Source organism: Spirochaetota bacterium (genome assembly GCA_030154445.1).
In the GTDB taxonomy this organism is placed as follows: Bacteria; Spirochaetota; Brevinematia; order Brevinematales; family Brevinemataceae; genus Brevinema_A.
Genome location: JAGUQW010000012.1, coordinates 1 through 20,016, shown reverse-complemented (window position 1 = coordinate 20,016; position 20,016 = coordinate 1). Strand labels below are relative to the sequence as shown.

15 protein-coding genes and 1 tRNA gene are annotated in these 20,016 nt (G+C 28.5%); 10 read left to right on the top strand and 6 right to left on the bottom strand.

The window, feature by feature from the left end:
- The 7 genes from KFW21_05850 (at position 1) to KFW21_05820 (ending at position 11,218) form a co-directional block, all read left to right on the top strand.
- Entirely contained in the window at positions 1-2,013 is a 2,013-nt protein-coding gene (locus KFW21_05850; GenBank protein MDK2818953.1) for a hypothetical protein, read from the top strand.
- 49 nt (positions 2,014-2,062) lie between these two features.
- Positions 2,063-3,688 carry a hypothetical protein gene (locus KFW21_05845; GenBank protein MDK2818952.1) on the top strand — a complete coding sequence of 542 codons (1,626 nt, stop codon included), beginning with the start codon at positions 2,063-2,065 and terminating at the stop codon, positions 3,686-3,688.
- Between the two features lie 100 nt (positions 3,689-3,788).
- A complete protein-coding gene (locus KFW21_05840; GenBank protein ID MDK2818951.1) occupies positions 3,789-4,979 on the top strand; it encodes a hypothetical protein in 1,191 nt (396 codons plus the stop codon).
- Between the two features lie 203 nt (positions 4,980-5,182).
- The gene (locus tag KFW21_05835) at positions 5,183-5,662 is read left to right on the top strand and encodes a hypothetical protein (GenBank protein ID MDK2818950.1); all 480 of its coding nucleotides are present in this window, start codon (positions 5,183-5,185) and stop codon (positions 5,660-5,662) included.
- Between the two features lie 85 nt (positions 5,663-5,747).
- Positions 5,748-9,482 (top strand): class I SAM-dependent DNA methyltransferase, encoded by a 3,735-nt coding sequence (locus tag KFW21_05830; GenBank protein ID MDK2818949.1) that lies wholly within the window; start codon positions 5,748-5,750, stop codon positions 9,480-9,482.
- 1 nt (position 9,483) lies between these two features.
- Positions 9,484-10,656, top strand: coding sequence for a DUF3800 domain-containing protein (locus tag KFW21_05825; GenBank protein MDK2818948.1), 1,173 nt, complete (start codon positions 9,484-9,486; stop codon positions 10,654-10,656).
- A gap of 229 nt (positions 10,657-10,885) precedes the next feature.
- Positions 10,886-11,218, top strand: coding sequence for a hypothetical protein (locus KFW21_05820; protein MDK2818947.1), 333 nt, complete (start codon positions 10,886-10,888; stop codon positions 11,216-11,218).
- A gap of 198 nt (positions 11,219-11,416) precedes the next feature.
- Here the strand turns inward: KFW21_05820 and KFW21_05815 are convergent.
- Positions 11,417-11,506, bottom strand: a tRNA-Ser gene (locus KFW21_05815).
- 237 nt (positions 11,507-11,743) lie between these two features.
- Here KFW21_05815 and KFW21_05810 point away from each other — a divergent pair.
- Together KFW21_05810 and KFW21_05805 are read left to right on the top strand one after the other, a co-directional pair.
- Entirely contained in the window at positions 11,744-12,340 is a 597-nt protein-coding gene (locus KFW21_05810; protein MDK2818946.1) for a hypothetical protein, read from the top strand.
- The gene (locus KFW21_05805) at positions 12,337-13,377 is read left to right on the top strand and encodes an alpha/beta hydrolase (protein ID MDK2818945.1); all 1,041 of its coding nucleotides are present in this window, start codon (positions 12,337-12,339) and stop codon (positions 13,375-13,377) included. The genes KFW21_05810 and KFW21_05805 overlap by 4 nt, the downstream gene beginning before the upstream one ends.
- 76 nt (positions 13,378-13,453) lie before the next feature.
- Here the strand turns inward: KFW21_05805 and KFW21_05800 are convergent, their stop codons facing one another.
- Genes KFW21_05800 through KFW21_05790 form a run of 3 tightly spaced genes read right to left on the bottom strand, consistent with a single transcriptional unit; the run spans position 13,454 to position 16,626 of the window.
- Positions 13,454-14,416 (bottom strand): radical SAM protein, encoded by a 963-nt coding sequence (locus KFW21_05800; protein MDK2818944.1) that lies wholly within the window; start codon positions 14,414-14,416, stop codon positions 13,454-13,456.
- A gap of 17 nt (positions 14,417-14,433) precedes the next feature.
- Complete coding sequence (locus KFW21_05795; GenBank protein MDK2818943.1) at positions 14,434-15,846, bottom strand: aminopeptidase; 1,413 nt, start codon at positions 15,844-15,846, stop codon at positions 14,434-14,436.
- A gap of 15 nt (positions 15,847-15,861) precedes the next feature.
- On the bottom strand, positions 15,862-16,626 hold the full coding sequence (locus KFW21_05790) for a hypothetical protein (protein MDK2818942.1): 765 nt from the start codon (positions 16,624-16,626) through the stop codon (positions 15,862-15,864).
- 244 nt (positions 16,627-16,870) lie between these two features.
- On the opposite strand from KFW21_05790, the gene KFW21_05785 reads away from it, so the two are divergent.
- Complete coding sequence (locus KFW21_05785) at positions 16,871-17,980, top strand: hypothetical protein (GenBank protein ID MDK2818941.1); 1,110 nt, start codon at positions 16,871-16,873, stop codon at positions 17,978-17,980.
- A gap of 87 nt (positions 17,981-18,067) precedes the next feature.
- Here KFW21_05785 and pyk read toward each other — a convergent pair whose 3' ends face one another.
- Together pyk and KFW21_05775 are read right to left on the bottom strand one after the other, a co-directional pair.
- Positions 18,068-19,477: a pyruvate kinase gene (gene pyk / locus KFW21_05780; protein MDK2818940.1), complete on the bottom strand. Its 1,410-nt coding sequence runs from the start codon at positions 19,475-19,477 to the stop codon at positions 18,068-18,070.
- Positions 19,478-19,509: 32 nt separating this feature from the next.
- The coding region (locus KFW21_05775; GenBank protein ID MDK2818939.1) for a hypothetical protein at positions 19,510-20,016 on the bottom strand (507 nt) is incomplete at its 5' end.

Genomic DNA, 20,016 nt, shown 5'->3' with positions numbered 1-20,016 from the left:
ATGCTAAATTTACAAAACAATAAAATAAAAATATTATATTTTTTACCATTAATTATATACCCTATATTAATTTTGAGCAATCTTACCATGACAAATATATATCCTTATTATTTTGCATGGGATAGTAGTCTACTATATGCAACTGATTCTTTATTAATTAATGGAGGATTGACTCCGTCCCATTTATTTCATCCTGATATTGGTGTTTTATGGTTTGAGAAATTCTTTATTTTCCCTATTGCTAAAGCTTTAGGATTTATATCAATATCCACTATTCAAGAATTTCAAGTATCTTTAAATCCTTATTTCAATTTTGTAGATTTTACTTCATTTTTACTCTCACTTAGAATAAGTTATATTTATATAGGCTGTTCTTTAATATATATATTTATTATAAAATTATTTGAAGAAGAATTAAATACAGGATCTCTTTTTCAAAATTCTGTTTTATTTCTTAGTAGTATTTTATTTTCTTTTCAATTTGCTTTTTTTATACCTGAACCTATAATTCGTTATGAATTTGGTGGTTTTTTGTGGTGGTCTCTTGCTTTATTAGTATTATTATATGCTGTAAAAATAGGATACAAATATTTAATTATAGTTACAGGAATACTTGCTGGCTGGGCATTTATCTCTAAAATCGTATTATTACCAGGTATTATTCTCTTAGTTTTATTTTATTATATCCTTCATTCTTTTTATAATAATGACAAAATGTTAAACAGCTCCCTTAAAGAAAGAAAACTCAATCTCATACTCAGTAGTGCTCACTTATTAACAGTTATCATTTCATTAGTTTTTATAATTATTGTTCTAATTAATGGATCTTTAGAGCTTGGAGCTTTTGTTAGAACACTCAAATTACCCCATATTATAGTACTCTCCTCTTTATATCCAATGTTTTTAGTTTTTCAAACATTAATATCCTATATATTATATAGACATCAAAATTTATATCCAAAAACAGCTTATTATTTCCATCGTTTTGTTCTTTTTAGTGGTGCTTTATTTATTCCTATGCTTATTATATTACTACAAAAAAAAGGTACGCATATATTTTCTAATTTATATCTTTTTTCTTTTGCACTAAGTCAAATCTCCATGTCTATCTCAACTGGTTATAATAATAGTATATCACGGATAAGCTCTCAAAAAGTTGGAGTTTTTATTTTTTCTTTAGGATTATTTGGTATATCCTTATTTTATTATATAAAAAATTCAAAGGTATTGAACAAAATTAGATATTTGTATGCTAGTATAATAGTATTAACTATATCTATATTATTAAATAGCCTTTTTTTGCGTGGTAATGAAGCTCAATTACCTTTTTATAATATGTTTATTGCTATTGCTATTATTATTATGCTCTCATACAAATTATTCCATACTAACACTTTTATCAAAATGATATTAACTAGTTTTATTCTATGCGCTAGTATGTTTCAATGCCTTCTAATTTATAATTACAAAACAAATACAAATCATCCTCACAATGATCCGTATAACTATTCTCCTTGGGAATGGTATACCTATAGCTATGAAGGTGGAGCTCAAGTTTATCCTCAAACACTAAAAGATACTTACAAAATTAAAGATAACTGGGATATAGCTTTTTATTGGGCAAGAAATATTTATAATGTAAAGGGTTTACTACGATCACTACAAGGTAGTCCCAACAAATTACAACACTCTTCTATTATATATCCAAATAGCAAATTATCTATTGATGATGAAATACTCCTAAAGATTCCTGCTATATTACAAAATGCACTTAGTATTCCTATTATTAATGATAGTTCAACTATATATCCTCGTGTAGATTATGATTTTTATATTATATCTTCTAACAAAATAGATGACAAACAACAATTATTAGAATTGACAGATTTATCTATAGAAACAAGTCTCTCAACTTATTTTGTTTATAAATTAAAATCTTTACCCTATCAGGTAAATAAGAATGACTCTTATGTATATCTACTAATTCAAGATAAATTAGCACAAATATTTTAATTATTTCACATAAAATATTTATAGAAAACATCTAAAAAGGAATTTATTAATGAATAAAAAAAATGTATTAAACAGTATTATTTTTATAATTATTGTTTGTTTTATTTCGTATATATTACGATTTGATATTTATGAACATGATGATTTTGCCCAAGCATTTTTATATGATTCTAATTTTTGGAATATATTAAAAACTGCCGATCATGGACGCTATTTTAGCTGGATTTATATGAAAATTGTAGTTACTTATTCTATGTGGATTCAGAATATTCATCCTAACATGGATATTTTCCCTAAAATAGTTACTGGATTTAATATAGCTCTTCTCAGTTTAATAATTTCTCGTTTTATAACAGCTCCTTTCAAATCAAAATTATCTCCATTATTATTTTTTATTACATTTCTTATACTAATGAATATATATTTAATAAGTCCTCAAAATATATACAGATATAATCAACATTTTGCTTATCAAAGTAATTTAATTTGGTTTTTTCTTGGATGGGGAGTGTTTTTTTCTTATCTTATTAATAATACAAAACCTCTCTCTAAAGATTTATTAAGAAATAGTTTTTTAAGTTTTATGTTAGGAGTTACAGCACATTTTAATGTTATTTCTTCTATAGGTATTCTTGGGGTTTTATTTTGTTATGCTTTTATTATTTTCACTATAAAAAAACAAAAAATATTGCAAAATTTCAAAAATTTAGGTTTAGGTATTTATATACCTATAACAACATTTGTAATAGGAACTATTCTATATTTTTCTGCCCCTAGTTTTCAATCATTATTTACTGACAGATCCTCAGCAGAGGGTAATCATATTTTATATTCTATTTCTCTTTTACCTGAATTTATCCCTATATGGATTAAACAAGTATTTATTGTATCTCAAGCCCGCTATTTCATAACACCTATTATTATCGCTTCTACAATTATTTTTTATAACAAAACAAATATTCAAAAAAATATCAGAGTTTTAGTTGTAGCATGGGCTATAGTCGCTGGAGCTGGAATGTTTAATGCTTCTTTAATATTAACTGGTAAATCTTATTATGATACTGGTTTATTTTGGTTAGTATCTAGCGATTTAAAAGTATTAACTCGTATGATGTTTTTATCAGCATTATGGATTTTAATCGGTTATATTATTTCTTTGTACAAAGATACATTAGTCACAAAATATCCTGTAAAAAAAATATATATTATATTTTGTCTATTAGCTCTGCTAACTATTACTTTTAAGGTAACAAAAAACACATTAGATATTGATTATATCAAAAATGCTAAAGAACACAGAAAAAAATGGTATATTACAGAAAAAATATATCGATTTTATTCTTTAAAAAAATTAGATGCTGTTTTACCTGCAGATCAAGAACAGTCTCCTTACTGGCATCAAGAATTGTATGAATCTAATATAGAAAATCCTGTTTCATGGACTGGTTTCTATTATACAAAAAAAAATTATCCTTTAGTGTACTATAAAGAACAAGAGTCACGAGACACATCTATATACAAAGATTATTTTGTATCCTATACAATAACTAACAATAATATAGCTCTCACTATGTATAGTAATATGGGTGGTATATTTACAGATAAGGAATTAAAAGAACTTAATTTCAACAAATTATTTGACACCAATTTTGTACTTAATACTTTAAATAAGTAATATAACACTATATTTTTAAATTTTTCACTTTCAAAGATTGACATATTATATTTTTTTTATTATAATAGTAAATAACAAAATTTTCACAAGGATACATCATATGAGATTTTTATTTTTAATTTTTTTTAGTTTTGTTCAATTATCTTGTACAATTAATTCAACAGAAAAACTATCCGATAAGGAGTGGTTGAATTCATTAGAACAATCTACAGAACGCTCTAGTATTAACAAACTTTTTAATGACAACACAGACCCTACAAAATTATTCTTTAAACTAAGAATAGTTGGAAAAAGTGATTCTGATCCAAATTTATTTAGAACATTTTTTTATGGACCAACATTAGCTTATTGGGTAAATATTATAGAATTAGATTCTAAAGTTTCAGAACATGGTTATATAGGAACATGGGATGAATCAGATTTTTCAACAACTTTTACTAATGGTACTGGAAAAGGTAACGGGGATTATGGTTTTGTAACAGATAAAACTGGAGCTAATTTAAAAACAGATTACTTAGATCTTGGACAGTATGGAGTTCTTTCTTATGATCTTACAAAAGAAAGAGTTATTCAATATGTGTATTATATGTATGGACCTGAAGAAACATATTCTATAAAAGGTGAAATAGAAATTTTATTACCTAAAGGATTGGATACTTCAAAAATTCATTTATTTACTATTAATATAAAAGACAAAAAATATCCAGGTACTATTAATTATAATGTTTCTTATGATGGTTACGAAGGTCAAATTACTCCTCCTCATACCGTTTATGACAATATATTATACAAAGTTAGATTTGATGTAGATAATATGAGTACTTCTAGTGGTGATCCTATGTTCAAAATAGCTGGAGAAGGTGTATATGCTGGTAAAACGATCTATGCAGACTTAGTTAATGTGTTTGGTCAAAGATTTCAACCAGGTCAATACGATAGTAATTTTCCTTATCGCTATAGTAAAGATGCAGTTGGTTATGGTTTAAAAACAGAGTATAATCCACATCCTATCAAACTATCATATGATCCATCTAAAGTAGATGCTTCTTATATAAAAGGTGTTGCTGATATTTCTGCAAATAACAAAATGATTGCAACTTATGATCCAGATTTATATCGTCCAGGAATGGTACCTCCTTATGAGACTACAGCTACTAAACTAACAGAATTAAATTTTAATTTATCTTTACCTACTAATTTACGAATTGAACCTGGTAGAGTGCATTTATTCACCATTGTTTATAGATCATGGAGTCCAATTCCAGCTCTTCATTTTGATGGAATTGAATAAGATTTCATACCTACTTTTTTAACAAATACAAAAAACACCTTTACTATTTTTCTAGTAAAGGTGTTTTTATATGGTAGCCTAATCAAATAAAAAACGCACCATAGAATAATTATTATGTATGTTGTGTTTTTAAAATAATCAATGTATAATAATAAAAATTTGATAGTAATAAATCTTTGGGATCTCCAAAGTAAGGAAAAATCATGACTGTACTTGGTATATGTATTAGAAAAAAACGAGTTCACTTCGCTGTTATACACAAAAACGAAAAAGAGCTTATTACTCTTATTAGTACAGATGATAACCATAGAATATCTATTCCTGAAGATTGTTTCAAAGCAGAGCAACATATCCCCGCTCAGACTCTAGTCTGGTTTGATAAAGAACTCAAAAAAATTGATGCTATTTATAATATTGATAAGATAGCTTTAAAAATAGCTGGTTACGAAATTGATAATGTTGATAATCGAAGAAAATCTTATCTTGAAGCTGTCACTTATTTACAGGGCAAACCAGTACGAGAATATAATAACAAACAAAATTTTTTGAAAGAAACCAAAAAAAAGGGAGGAGCTAAAGCTTATGTCACTGAACACAAAATGCAACCAGCAAAAGATTGTGATGAAGCCTTAGCATTTGCAATAGCTTGTGCGTATCACTGTATCTCAAATAGTACAGATTGAAAAAAACTGTATATTTTCCTAGTGTAAATATTTAATATTATAATTGTATTAAATATTTTTAGAAATTTTAACAAGGGATTTAATAATGAAAGAAATACTTAATTTAATTCCTGTAGGATATAATAAACAAACTTTAACCAAGAAATTTGTAATAAAATTTCTTGATGAAATCAACTCCCTATATGAAAAATTACAAGATAATTCTAACACAACAGAAGAATTTCATAAAAATAATATCAGCACTTTTTTACAGAATCATACGCTCAGTGGTCGTTTTTTTCAAGAGGATCATCCCACAAATTATGACTGTAATGTTTATAATAAAATAGATCTAGCTCTCTATCATGGAACAGACAAAAGTAAAAAACCTTATGTTATCATAGAAACTAAAGATCCTCATAAATTATCTGATATGATTAGCAAAGATGATTTCAATAAAAAATCATTAGCTCAATTGATTCATTATTTTTATCAAGAAGAAGAAAATAACAATTATCTTGTCAAAAATCTTATTATTACTAATGGTATAGAGTGGTTTATTTTTGATGCTCAAGATTTCAAAAAAGCTACAGAAATTTTTCAAAAACCCCATAAACAATTTTCTGAAAGATTGTTCACTGACAAAAATGTTGATTTTTTCTATGCTCAAGTAAAAAATGCTGCCCCTTCATTTTTTGAAAATTTACAAGAACTAGTTTATTATTTCAATTTAAACGACTATACTCAGCTTGATATAGACAATGAAGATGATATAGAAAAAGTTATTATATTGTATCGTTTTTTCTCACCCTATACTCTCCTCAAAGAAGCTCACACTACTGATGCAAATAGTTTGGATCAAAAATTTTATAAAAACTTATTATATATTTTGGGATTAGAAGAAAAAAACACCAAAGAAACTACCAACAAAATCGAAGAAAGTTCTACCCCTCACACCCTCATCAAACTTATTTGTAAAGTAAATCCAAGCTTACAAAACTTAGATGAAAAACTACGCTATCTATTATTGATTATTAATAGAATTTTATTTTTGAAATTATTAGAAGCTTCACTAATCACGATACATCCCAAAGATTCTAGCTATCATTTTTTGAATAAAGATATCATCCAAGATTTCTCCCGCCTCAAAGAATTATTTTTTAAAGTCTTAGCCAAAAAAGAAAGAGGTTCTATCACTCCAGAATTTATTAAAATTCCCTATTTAAATAGCTCTCTATTTGATTTACAGGATGATGAGCATTTTCTTTATGATATCTCTGTACATGATAAAATGCCTGACAAAAACAATACTCAAGTATCTGTATTACATTATTTATTAGACTTTTTGAATAGCTATGATTTCGGATCTTGCGATAATATTATCCAAGAAGAAGCCAAGCCATTGATCAACTCAGCAGTATTAGGATTGGTATTCGAAAAATTAAACGGCTACCAAGAAGGTGCTCATTTTACGCCTGAAGCAATCACACATTATATGTCCACGACCAGTGTCAAAGAAAGCATTATCAATCTCTTCAGGAGAGAGTTAGATCGCGATATCCCATCGTGGGAGGATTTAAAAGAGATCACACAAAATGACAAATCACTAGTAAGCACCTTCAACAAAATCAGAATCTGTGATCCAGCCGTTGGTAGTGGACATTTTGTTGTATCGGTGTTGAACAAATTAATAGAATTCAAACACGAGCTAGGCTTATTTTGTTATAAAGACGAAAGGAAAGTATCACGAAACGAATATACCATCCTTGTCGAAAACGATGAACTATTAATTTTGGATGACAACAACAAGATTTGCACTTATCAGGTGTCTAATGGCAGGATCAATGCTGAAAAACAAAAATTACAAGAAGCTATTTTTGAAGAGAAGAAATTTTTAATTGAGAATTGTTTGTTTGGCGTGGATGTCAATCCCAAATCCGTGATGATTTGTCAACTAAGATTATGGATAGAACTATTGAAACACACTTATTATCATGTCACTCCAGAATACAAGCCGACACATCTCGAAACACTTCCCAATATTGACATCAACATCAAAGAAGGTAATAGCTTGATTCATCGTTTTGATATTAGAGACAAGCGTATTTTATCGCCCAAAGAGATAAATTTTTTACAAGAATATCACACGCTTATCACCAAATACAAAGAAGAAGCCAGCGGTGACGAAAAATCCGAATATCGTAGAAAGATAGAAATTCTCAAATGTAATGTCCAAAAAGAAAACATAGAAAACAAAATAAAAGTCATCGAAGATCTAATAACAACTTTCAAAGAGCGTGCCACTGATTTGTTAACTTCTCCTATAGAAGGAATGTCAATATCCGACAAAAATAAGAAAGCCAGCAAAGAATATCAAAACAAAATTGCTATCCTTATCAAAGACAAAGAGCCAGAGCAAGACTATCTCACGGAGATAACTGATAACATTCGCGATCTCACGAACAAAACTATCAAAAAAGCCCGATACACCAAAGATCGTTTTGCGAATAGTATGGAGTGGCGTTATGAATTTCCAGAGGTATTAAATCTCGAGACGGGGGAATTTGTTGGTTTCGATTTGATTATTATGAACCCGCCTTATTTTGCCTTGCAGACATCGTCGCAGAAAAACAATTTTGATAGAGATTCTTTTGCTACTTATGCGTCTACGGGCGATATTTATCAATTATTCATGGAGAAATCTTTTGATTTGATTCGAGACAAAGGCATAGTATCTACTATTATTTCCAACAAATGGATGCGTTCCGGCTATGGAAAAAGCACCAGAGCATGGCTCTGTCAAAACGCTTACACGCACGAAGTCTTGGACTTGGGTTCTGGATGGTTTGACAGTGCGACAGTGGATACGAATATCATTTGCTATGAGAGACGCGATGATCGTCCCTATCAAGACACTATCCCCGCCTACACCCTACACAACAAAATCATCTCTATAGATCACGGCAAACTCAAAGCAGAACGGAAACAAATCACCTCTACGCTCACAGGCGATAGTTGGATTATCGTGAACCCGCAAGAAGCCACTATCCTCAACAAGATGAATAAGATTGGCAAGCCCCTCAAAGACTGGGATATTAGTATTAATAGAGGTGTTTTAACAGGATATAATGAGGCATTTATCATAGACGGGAACACGCGTTCGGCATTAATAAAAGAAGATCCCAAATCTGAAGAGATCATCAAACCTCTGCTCCGAGGACGCGATATCAAACGCTACTCCTATGAGTTCGCTGATAAGTGGTTGATAAACACACATAACGGCATGAAATTAAAAAATATTGCTCCTATAGATATTAACAAATATCCAGCAATTAAAAAACATCTCGATCACTATAGTAAAGAAATAATAAAACGACAAGATCAAGGCGATACTCCTTACAATCTTCGAAACTGTGCTTATTTAGAAGATTTCGAGAAGCCGAAGATTGTTTGGATTGAGATTTGTGATAATAATCAATTTCATTTAGATATATCTAAAATGTACAATGAGGCAACATCTTTTATAATGACTAGTGATATTATAAATCTATATTTTTTATTAGGTATTTTAAACTCTAAAAGTATAAAATGGTGTTTACATAGAATAAGTGCTGCAACAGGTATGGGAACATTTCGATGGAAAAAAGTATGGGTTGAAAATCTCCCCATACCAGTACCTACCCCAGCACAGGAGAAACAGATAACAGAGCTCGTGCAAACAATACTGCACAAAAAAGAACAGAACCAAGACTCCACCCCCGAAGAACAAGAGATCGATATCCTCGTCTATACCCTCTACGGACTTAGTCAGGAAGAGATTGAGATTGTGGAGGGGGCGTAAGGTGGAGGAGAAAATTAAACAATTACACGCATATATTGATGAAACAGGAACAAATGCTCTAAATTTTGACACAGATCATGTCAGTCAATATTTTGTTTGTTTAGCAACAATCGTTGATGAAGATCTTATGCTAACTGTACGCAATAGTATTTTAGAATTAAAACAAGAATTAAATATGCAACCAGAACATGAGTTAAAAAGTAAGAAACTTAGATCAAAACGACGTACAATAGCTTTACAAAAAATACAAAAACTTCCCATACAATTTTGTGCTTTTGTTGTTGATAAAAAATACTTGAAACAAGATAGTGGTTTATCCTATAAAAAATCATTCTATAAATATATTAATAGAGTATTTTACCAAGCTATATTTGCTAATACTAAAAAGATGGATTTAGTTATTCATGCAGATAAAATAGGATCTGATGAATTTCAAGAAGAGTTTAGCAGTTATTTAAATAATTATACTCAAAGAACATTGTTTGATGATACAAATTGGACTCATGAATTTGTAGATAGTAAAGAATCTGAAATAATACAAATATCAGATATTGTTTCAGGAACTTTAACTAAATATATTGATAAAAATTTTTCAGGAAATTTTGAAAAAATATGCTATGATATGATTAAAAACCAATTTATTAATATTCACTATTTTCCATATAAAATTCTACCCAGTATTAATACTACAGTTAAAGATGAAGAAATTTTTAATTACCAACAAAAGAAATGTGATTACTTTTTTCGTGATTATAGAGAAAAACAAGAAAATGATTATCGAATAAGAATAGAAGTGTTAGAATTATTAATTAATAATACTTTTAGCGACCAGATTATTAATTCTAGTAATTTAATTTCATATTTAGAATCTGTTGTTAATTGTAAAATAAACCACAGATTTTTAACAACAAATATTATTGGTAAAATAAGGGAATATGGGATTATTATTGTTGGAACAAAAAAAGGTTATAAATTAGCAACAAGTACAAAAGATGTTGATGAATATATTAAACATGATGAAAATATTATATATCCAATGTTAAAGAAGTTACTTGCTGCTAAAAATGGAATATATGAATTTTCAAAAACAGAATTATTTTTTGAAATAACTACATTATCAAAAATCATAGAAATTTATGAAACAGGAGAAAATGTAAGATTTCGAATTGATTAAATATCAAAAAAATTGATATCCTCTACGAACTTAGTCAGGAAGAGATTGAGAGTGTGGTGGGAGAATAAAGATTCGACTTCAGTATTTTTATCTATTATATTTACATAGGATCTTAGGAAATCATAGATATTTGGCATGATATTCGCTACTTATATACTATAAGACTCCCATTAATTTAGGATGATTTTTGCTCGTTATCTTATAATTTTAACTATGGAAGGAAAATCACATGGGTATAACAATACTTTCAATAACCTTTATTACGATATCTGTACTTCTATCATATCTTACTACTTATCATTTGCCTGATCATACCAGTCTGATGATAGATAAAAGTATCGTTAATTTTGGTTCTATAGGCTTACCTGTTTTACTTATTTGGATACAATATCTATATACTCAAAATAAAAAACAAGAGCGTAAAGAGCGTAAACAACGAGAAAAAGAACAACGAGAGAGAGAACAACATCAAGAAAAAAATATAAATGTAGAAGTATTAAAATCTGGTGATAATTATATAATGTATTTATTAAAAAAAATCACTTTCCATTCAAAACCTTAAGATAAGTACTTACTAATTTATTATTTAATCGCTATTTATATTTGTTTTGTAGGATCTAAGTACAAAAAAACTTAATAAAAAATAATATACAAAATCAAAAAAAATCTTCTACATTACCTAGAAGATTCGTCATAAATTTATTACAAAATTAAACCATCATATTTCTATGATGGTTTAATTTTTGCCTTAACAAGGTCTCGAAGAGAATGGGATTCGAACCCATGGTCCCGTAATATCCAGGACAACTTCTTAGCAGGAAGCCGCTTTCGACCACTCAGCCATCTCTCCATTTATGAGAATATTATAACATTATTGATCATATTTGTCAATATATTAAAGATATATATTATTTATATCTTATATATCTTCAAAAATATATAAACAAAAAACTACTGTATACCTATATAAAACAACATTTTAAAGGTATTTTACTAAAATAAATCATTCAAAGGTAGATTTTTATAATAATATATTATATAATGTTACTATAATATTTAATATTACTTATAAAAAAGGAATTCTTATATGAAAAAAAATTTTCTCTTATTATTAATACTTATTTTCAGCGTCGACATTTATGCTCAAGAAAATACTAATACCAAACCAGCTTTTCAGCTAGAATTTGGTGTTACAGCTTATTCATTTAATATCGCTTTTGGTGGTTTTGATCTTGATTTTATTATTCCCTTTTATACAAAAGGAATAAACACTTTATCTGTCAAAACATCGCTTATTACCTTTGTTCCAAGTAGTATTTTCCAACCTGTTGCACCTTTTATTTTGTTTGGTAGTATTGTAGAATTACAATATTCACTTAGTACCAAAAGAGGATTTTTATTTTCTTTAGAAACAGGTTTAGGAGTTGCTTCTGAATTTTTCCAAACCCCTGTATTTACTCTTGAAAAAGGATTTCAAGACAATTTTATCAGCCAACCTTACGGAATTTTTTCCTCTGGTCTTAGAATGGGTTATGATTTTAACAAAAAATTTATGCAACCGTTCAAATTTGCTGTATTTTTAGGGTATCGCATGCAATTCCCATTTAATTTTACTATCAAACATTTTATTATGTATGGAGCTAGCTTAAGTTATAAATTTGATTTTGTAGGAGGTAAAAAATGATATTATTAGTATTATTTATTAGTGTATTTATAACATCTTGTTCTGTTAAACCTTATGAAGATAGTAGAAAATTATATTATGTCCAAAGTGCAGGAGCATCTCTACCTGTATTGATTGCAGGAACTAACAGCAAAGATATTATTATATTTGTCCATGGAGGACCAGGGGGTTCAGGATTAGTGTATTTCTATGCCCCTGCTTGGGAAAGTATTCGTAAGAAATACCGTATGGTATTTTATGATCAGCGTGGTTCTGGTGGAGCTCGAGGTAAAATATCAGAAAGCTCTATCACTGTAGATCAAAATGTCAAAGATCTTGATCTTGTAGTTACTTCGGTAAAATCACTATATCCTGATTCTAATATTTATTTGTTTGCTCATAGTTATGGGGGCATGATTGCTTCTGCTTATACTAGTATTAATCAAAACAAACTCACAGGGCTTATGATGTTATCTCCAGCTCTTAATGTTGTTAATATGAGCTCTAGTATTTCTCCAAATATCATTACAAAATTTATTGATCCTTATCTAAATCGTTCTGATATTTCAAATAATTCTCGTAAGGAATGGGAAGGTATCAAAAAATTCTATTTAGATAATATCCCTTTAAATTTAGATTCTTTTATTAAACACAATTCTTATGTTTCTAAAGCTGATATAATACAAGGTTTTACTCATTATGACAAATATACTACCGAAGTAGCATCTAAACTCACTGCAGATCCTTTATTAGAACCAGTTATATTGGGGACACAAATTAAAAAGATACTTATTCTACTTGATAAAAATAATGAATCTACACGCAACTTAGAAACAGACCCTAAATTTAATCTAAAGAATATTACTATCCCTGTAATGTTAATAACTGGAGAGAATGATCTTATTGTACCACCAGCAAGTTCTATTAATTCTTTTAATATTATTTCAAGTTCTTTTAAAAGAGAACATGTCTATCCCGAATCAGCACACAATGCATTTCTAGAACATCCTGTACTTATAGAAGAACATATCACAGAGTTTATAGAATCTCCTAAATAAAACTTTTATAAAAAATTTTCCCATAATCAAAAAAGCACCTTTATAAATAAGGTGCTTTTTTGATTATGAAATTATATTATTTATGAAAAATCTTATAAGAGACTTCTCCATCTATATTTTTTTGAATTATTTTATTTTCAGTACCCAAAACATCTAAATATTTACCAATATCATCTACTGTAGAAGATGTCATTATTAAAAGATCTTTTAGTGATGTAGATCGGCGTGTAAGACAAGTCATAATAATATCCTCTAAGGATTGATTATAAGATTTGATTTCATCTCGTTTTTTAAACTTACCAATTATTTCTACATTTTTTAGTCCATTTTCTATAAAACGATCTTGTATATAATACAGCCTTTCCATCGATGCTGGTTTAAGATCTAATTTAGTTCCTATTCTATCCAAACGATTTAATTGTATTTTCGAATAAGGAATTTTTTTTAGTTCTTTAATAAACAATGTTATTTCTTGATCTGTATCATTGATCCCTTCTACGATAAATATTTCTATCCATAATTCTTTTTTTTCTAAGGACATATATTCAATAGCAAATTCTCTCAAATATTGAGGTAATTTATTAATATCAATATTTTTCATAGGAACATCAATTTTTTTGTATGTTTCTTCACTAATAGCATCTTGCGAAGGTGCTACTAAATCAGCTTTCATCAATTCTCGACACAAAATTTTATCTGCAAGCATAATAGAATTTGTAATTACCGCAACTTTGGTATGTAAAAAATTATTGTGTATATAATCTATTACAAAACCTAAATCTTTATATAAAGTTGGCTCTCCAGATCCTGAAAAGGTAATAAAATCTGGAGATTGATTGTGAGCCATAAAATGATCTAATTCTCTTAACAAATCTTGAGTAGGTATATACTCTTTTCTCTCCATAGTAAATTCAGTTGTTGCTCCACATTCACAATAAATACAGTTTAAAGGACATGTTTTAAAAGGAATAGGATCTATGCCTAATGAAATCCCTAATCTTCGAGAAGGTATAGGACCATAAAGATATTTATACTGCATGAATTACTTCCTAGATACTATGAATTTATAAAGAAAGCTTTGTATCCTCTAATGAGATGATACAAATCTGCTTTACTAATGATTTCATAAGGTGCATGCATTCCTACTACACCAATTCCACAGTCAATAACAGGAATTCCATACTGAGCAATAAACATAGCGATAGTTCCACCACCACCTTCATCAATTTTACCCATAGAAGATGCTTGCCATACTACATCATTTTCATTGAAGATACGACGTATTTTTGCGACTAATTCTGCAGAAGCATCTGAAGCACTACTTTTCCCAGCCGCACCTGTATATTTTTTAATAATTACACCTGATCCCATATAAGAAGCATTGTATTTATCATGAACTGAAGGAAACAGAGGATTTAACGCGGCACCAACATCTGCTGACAAACAACAAGATTTATTCAACACTCTTCTTAATTCTATTTCATGATATTGTTTATCTTCCCTATAAAGCAGTTCTGCTATAATATTAGGCAAAGCTTGAGAATCACTACCTGTAATACCCTTAGAACCAATTTCTTCTTTATCAGTAAGGAAAACAATAGCTGTTTTTTTAGGAGTTGAATCTATTTGTGTTAAAGCAGAAAGTGCAGAATAAGAACAAACTCTATCATCATGAGCATAGCCACCTATCATACTTCTATCAAATCCTACATCTTTTGTTTTTAAAGCTGGTACTACTTCTAATTCTGCTGAAATCAAATCTTCTTCTATAATTCCATAAGTATGAAACAAATATTCTAAAACACAAGCTTTTACTCTATCTTTGTAATCTTTGTTATCAATAGGTATTGTTCCTACAAATAGATTAAGATTTTCACCCTCTATACCATCTAATAATTTTTTCTCACCTTGAATTTTTCTAGACAAGTGGGGAAGTAAATCTGAAATTACAAATACAGGATCTTCTTCTTTATCTCCAATATTGATAGTTACTTTTGAACCATCTTGTTTGATAACAACTCCATGAATTGCTAAAGGAATATTTAACCATTGATATTTTTTAATTCCACCATAGTAATGAGTTTTAAGCATAGCCACACCATTTTCTTCTATAAGTGGTCTTACTTTCAAATCTAATCTTGGAGCATCCAAATGTGCACCTATAATATTTACGCCATTTTTAATAGAATCTTGTCCTATAATTACTAAAGTTATATTTTTATTCTCAAATTGATAATAAATTTTATCACCAGGTTTCACTGATGTGATTTTTTCAAGATTAACAAAACCTTGAGATTCTACATGATTTTGAATCCACTCAACCCCTTCTCTTTCTGTACGTACAGCATCAAGAAACACTTTATATTTATCTGATTCTATAAAAATTTTTGAAATATCTTCTTTATTAGAGACTTCCCAAATATTTTTCTTATCATATATATAAGGTGATTGAATATTTAATTTTGACATTTATTTCTCCATTTGTTAGATATTCATTGTTAAAGTTTCTGTTTTAGGGTTTTTTTGACAATGATTTATAAAATAGGCTAATCGTTGAGCATCATCTTTTGACATTTGACGATACCTAAATACAAAATTATTATCATTGATATTTACAAGATCAGCAAAGACTCTGATATTAAGACCTTGTAAATACATCAATATATTATCCGATGCTTTATCTTGCAATAAATCTTGAATCACATCTTTATTGTAAATACTAACTGAAACTTTAGAACTATTAAGCCCTAATAATTTACCATATGTCCATCGTTTGGAATTGACAAGATGAATTGCAACATTATTAGGATTTTTATTACCAATATTATTAGAGTTTATTTTTTGATCTACTATATTGATATTAGGAATCATAATACTAGCATCATTTTTTTTTAATGAAGACGCTAAAAGACTTAGTTGTTTAGCAATTAAATCTATAATAGTATTTGCATCTTCTGTATAAGGAATTAATGATTTTAATCCAAATTTTCTTAATTTTAAAAGATCTGTTGTTGACAAATTGGGATGATATAGAAGAAAAGTATCGGTCAGAAGATTTTTATCATATAAATTCTGATAAAAATCTATAGAGGTTTCTTCACAAAGTAACATAGCTCCACGATGAATTTCCAACAAAGAAGGAATTTCTTCAGAAGCCTCTGCTTCTATAGGAATGATTTTTTTACTTGATAAAATCACAGCTAAATTATGTGAAACTTCTCTATCATAGACCCCTATAATTAGTTTCATACACCCTCATTCATTAATTTAAATATTATCTCAAGAAATTTAGAAAATAACCGAATCATATAACATATTACTAAAATAATATTTATCAGTTAGTATATAGTCGGTTAGTAAGTAGATAAATCTTGATAATTATTATAAAATAATTTATAATAATTAAAATAATTTATAATACACATACTAAATCTTATATAATGTCTCTAACTTATAACAATAAATATATTGATAATTATTCTAGGAGCCTCAAATGAATAAAAAGTTGTTTTTATTACTTTTACTCTTATTCTTACAATTTACAAACATCGGTTTTACACAAGAAACTAGTATTCAATTTCCTCGCTTAGATTTTCACATGAAAATGAACCAAAATCTTAAACCAAGTATTTCATATAATGCAGAGGCTAATATTGTTGTTGGAGATAAAAGTGGTCTTGTTTTCAGTCTAGGAGTAAATGGTGAAGATCTAAATTTACAAAGCGGTCTTAATGATCTTATAAAATTAGACACTTTAAAATTATCAATTTCTCCATCCAGTACTTTCAACTTTCATACATTTTATGGAAGGTATAAATATCTTGGAGAAGATAAAGTTATCCCAAGAGGGTTTCAATACAATTATACTCCTGGTTCAGATTATTATGGTTACAAATCATTAGAAGGAGCTGGTTTAGCATTTAGTTTTCCTATTCAAGAAGGCCGTTATGAACCTGAATTAGTTCTTTATTCAGATTCAAATAATGGTATTGATTATCTTAATATTGATTTATTAACAACATTTCGTTTTGAACTTTGGAATTTAGAACTTTATGGTGGTGTTGCTATACCAACAATTGGTGCAGTTTCTACAGCTATTAAAGGTCATGGTGGTTTAAGTATTTATACTACTTTAGAGTATGCTAATGTATATTTTGCTATATATATTCCATCTCATTTTGGTGAAGTATTTTCTTTTGATGATATTTATTTTAGACTAAGTCAATATGTATTAATTAGAGGTTTTGAACAAACTTTTTCTATTACTTCTTTAGGAGCAGAATCTGGTAATGTTTCAGATCCTCTTGTAGGGTTTAATAGTATTCCTGATATTAATATATTTTTATCCTTAGGTGGGCGTATTAATAATGTTGGTTTTGGTGTAGACTATGGATTAGTCTATGGAATATTTGAATCTAATTCTCTTGTTAACGATGCTTTAACTATTAGTCATCGTGTAGGAGCTTATGCTGATGCTGTATTTTTAGGCCTTACTTATAAGCTAGGTGTATTTTATACTATGCCAAATAGTTTTGTTTATATTAATGATACTACAGCACCTGGTGAAATTGGTTTTTATGTTAGTGTATTTGGACGTTCATAATAAAAAAAAATAGATATAAAAAAAGAGAGAGGTTATACTTCTCTCTTTTTTTTATATCTATTTTTTTTAATAAAATTATTACAAAAATTAACGAATCTCTAATACTCTCAAACTATTTGTAGTTCCAGAAGTAAATATTTCTTGTCCATAAGATACAACAATAGTATCTCCTTTTTGAAGATTTAAGACTTCTTGACAAGCTTTTAACGCTACTCTTGCTATTTCTTCATGTCCAGATAATGTGTCATCAACTATACTATACACACCTTTTACAAGAAGTAATTGTCTTGCGACTTGTTCATTATCAACAACTGCTAAAATAGGTACTTTTGGAAAATATTTTCGTACACTAAGTGCTGAGCGTCCAGTATGTGTTCCTATAGCAATAGCCTTTGCTCCACAAGCACTACAAACTTCTACAGTACCTCTAGCAACAGCCTCCGTTATATCTACTCTTTCTTCAAAATCTACAGACATTGATTCAATATACGGATCAATTTCATTTGCAATTTTAGTCATTGCAACAACAGCTTGTAAAGGATACAAGCCTTTAGCTGTTTCACCAGAAAGCATTATTGCATCCGTTCCATCTAAAATAGCATTAGCAACATCAGTTACTTCTGCTCTCGTTGGATTTGGATTTTTAATCATAGAATCTAACATTTGAGTAGCAGTAATAACAGGTTTTCCAACTTCATTACAAAGTGCTATCATATTTTTTTGAGCAAATGGAATTTTAGCCATTGGAATTTCAACACCAAGATCTCCTCTAGCTACCATAATACCATCTGACACTAAAAGTATTTCAGGAAAATTATCTAATCCTTCTTGATTTTCAATTTTTGAAATAATTTTGATGTTTTTTCCACCATTTGCATCTAATATTTTTCTAACCTCTAGAACATCTGATCCTTTACGTATAAAAGATGCTGCTACAAAATCAATTCCAATTGAACAACCAAAAATAAGATCTGCTATATCTATTTCTGATAATGCTGGTAGGTTAATTTTCATATCCGGTAAATTAACACCTTTCTTTTCACCTAAAAATCCATCATTAAGAAGAGTTGTATATACTTTATTACCTTCAATTTTAGTTACTGTAAAAGCAAGTAAACCATCATCTACTAAAATAGATTTATTAATACTCATATCTTTCACAAAGTCTGCATAAGTTACAGATACGCCTTTGTTATCACCAACAATATCATCTGTAGTAAAAAAGAATTCTTGTCCTTGAGTCAAAGATATTTCTTTACCATCTTTTAGTGATTTTGTTCTAATTTCAGGACCTTTAGTATCTAATAAAATAGCTACAGGTATCGATGTTTTTTTAGAAGCTTCTCGTACTCGCTCAGCTCTACCACCTTGTTCTTCATGTGTCCCATGAGAAAAATTCAAACGAGCAACATTCATTCCTGCTAAAAGCATAGAAGATAAAATATCTACATTATCTACAGCAGGACCTAGGGTACAAACTATTTTTGTTTTTTTTATCATTATACAACTCCAATAAATTGATTTTTTTATTAATTATGATCTATAAATAATTCTTTTTTATCTTGATGAGATAATTCTATTTGTTCACTATCTCGAGCTAAAATAACGATCCCTATTACTACATTATTATCCATAATTGGTCTGATAAATAATTCATGAAGTGATCTTAATATCTCATATGAAAATAAGTCTTCTAAATATTCAGAATTTGTCAAATCTCCAAATAAAGAAAGTACATTACCATGAGATAATACTTCTTGAAATAGTGGATTGTTTTGATCAATACTTAATGGTATATTAAAATCATTGTAATTAAATACAAATAATCCATTATCATTTTCAGCAATAGCTATTTTAGAAATTTTAAATTTATCTAATAAATCTGGTAATTCATCCGTATATTTTTGCATTAATATATTTTGAAAAGCTCCAAAAATATATTTCGATATATATAACTCTTCTTCTTCTTCTATCACTAACTCTTCTAGATCGTCTTCAACTTCTTCTTCTATCACTAACTCTTCTAGATCGTCTTC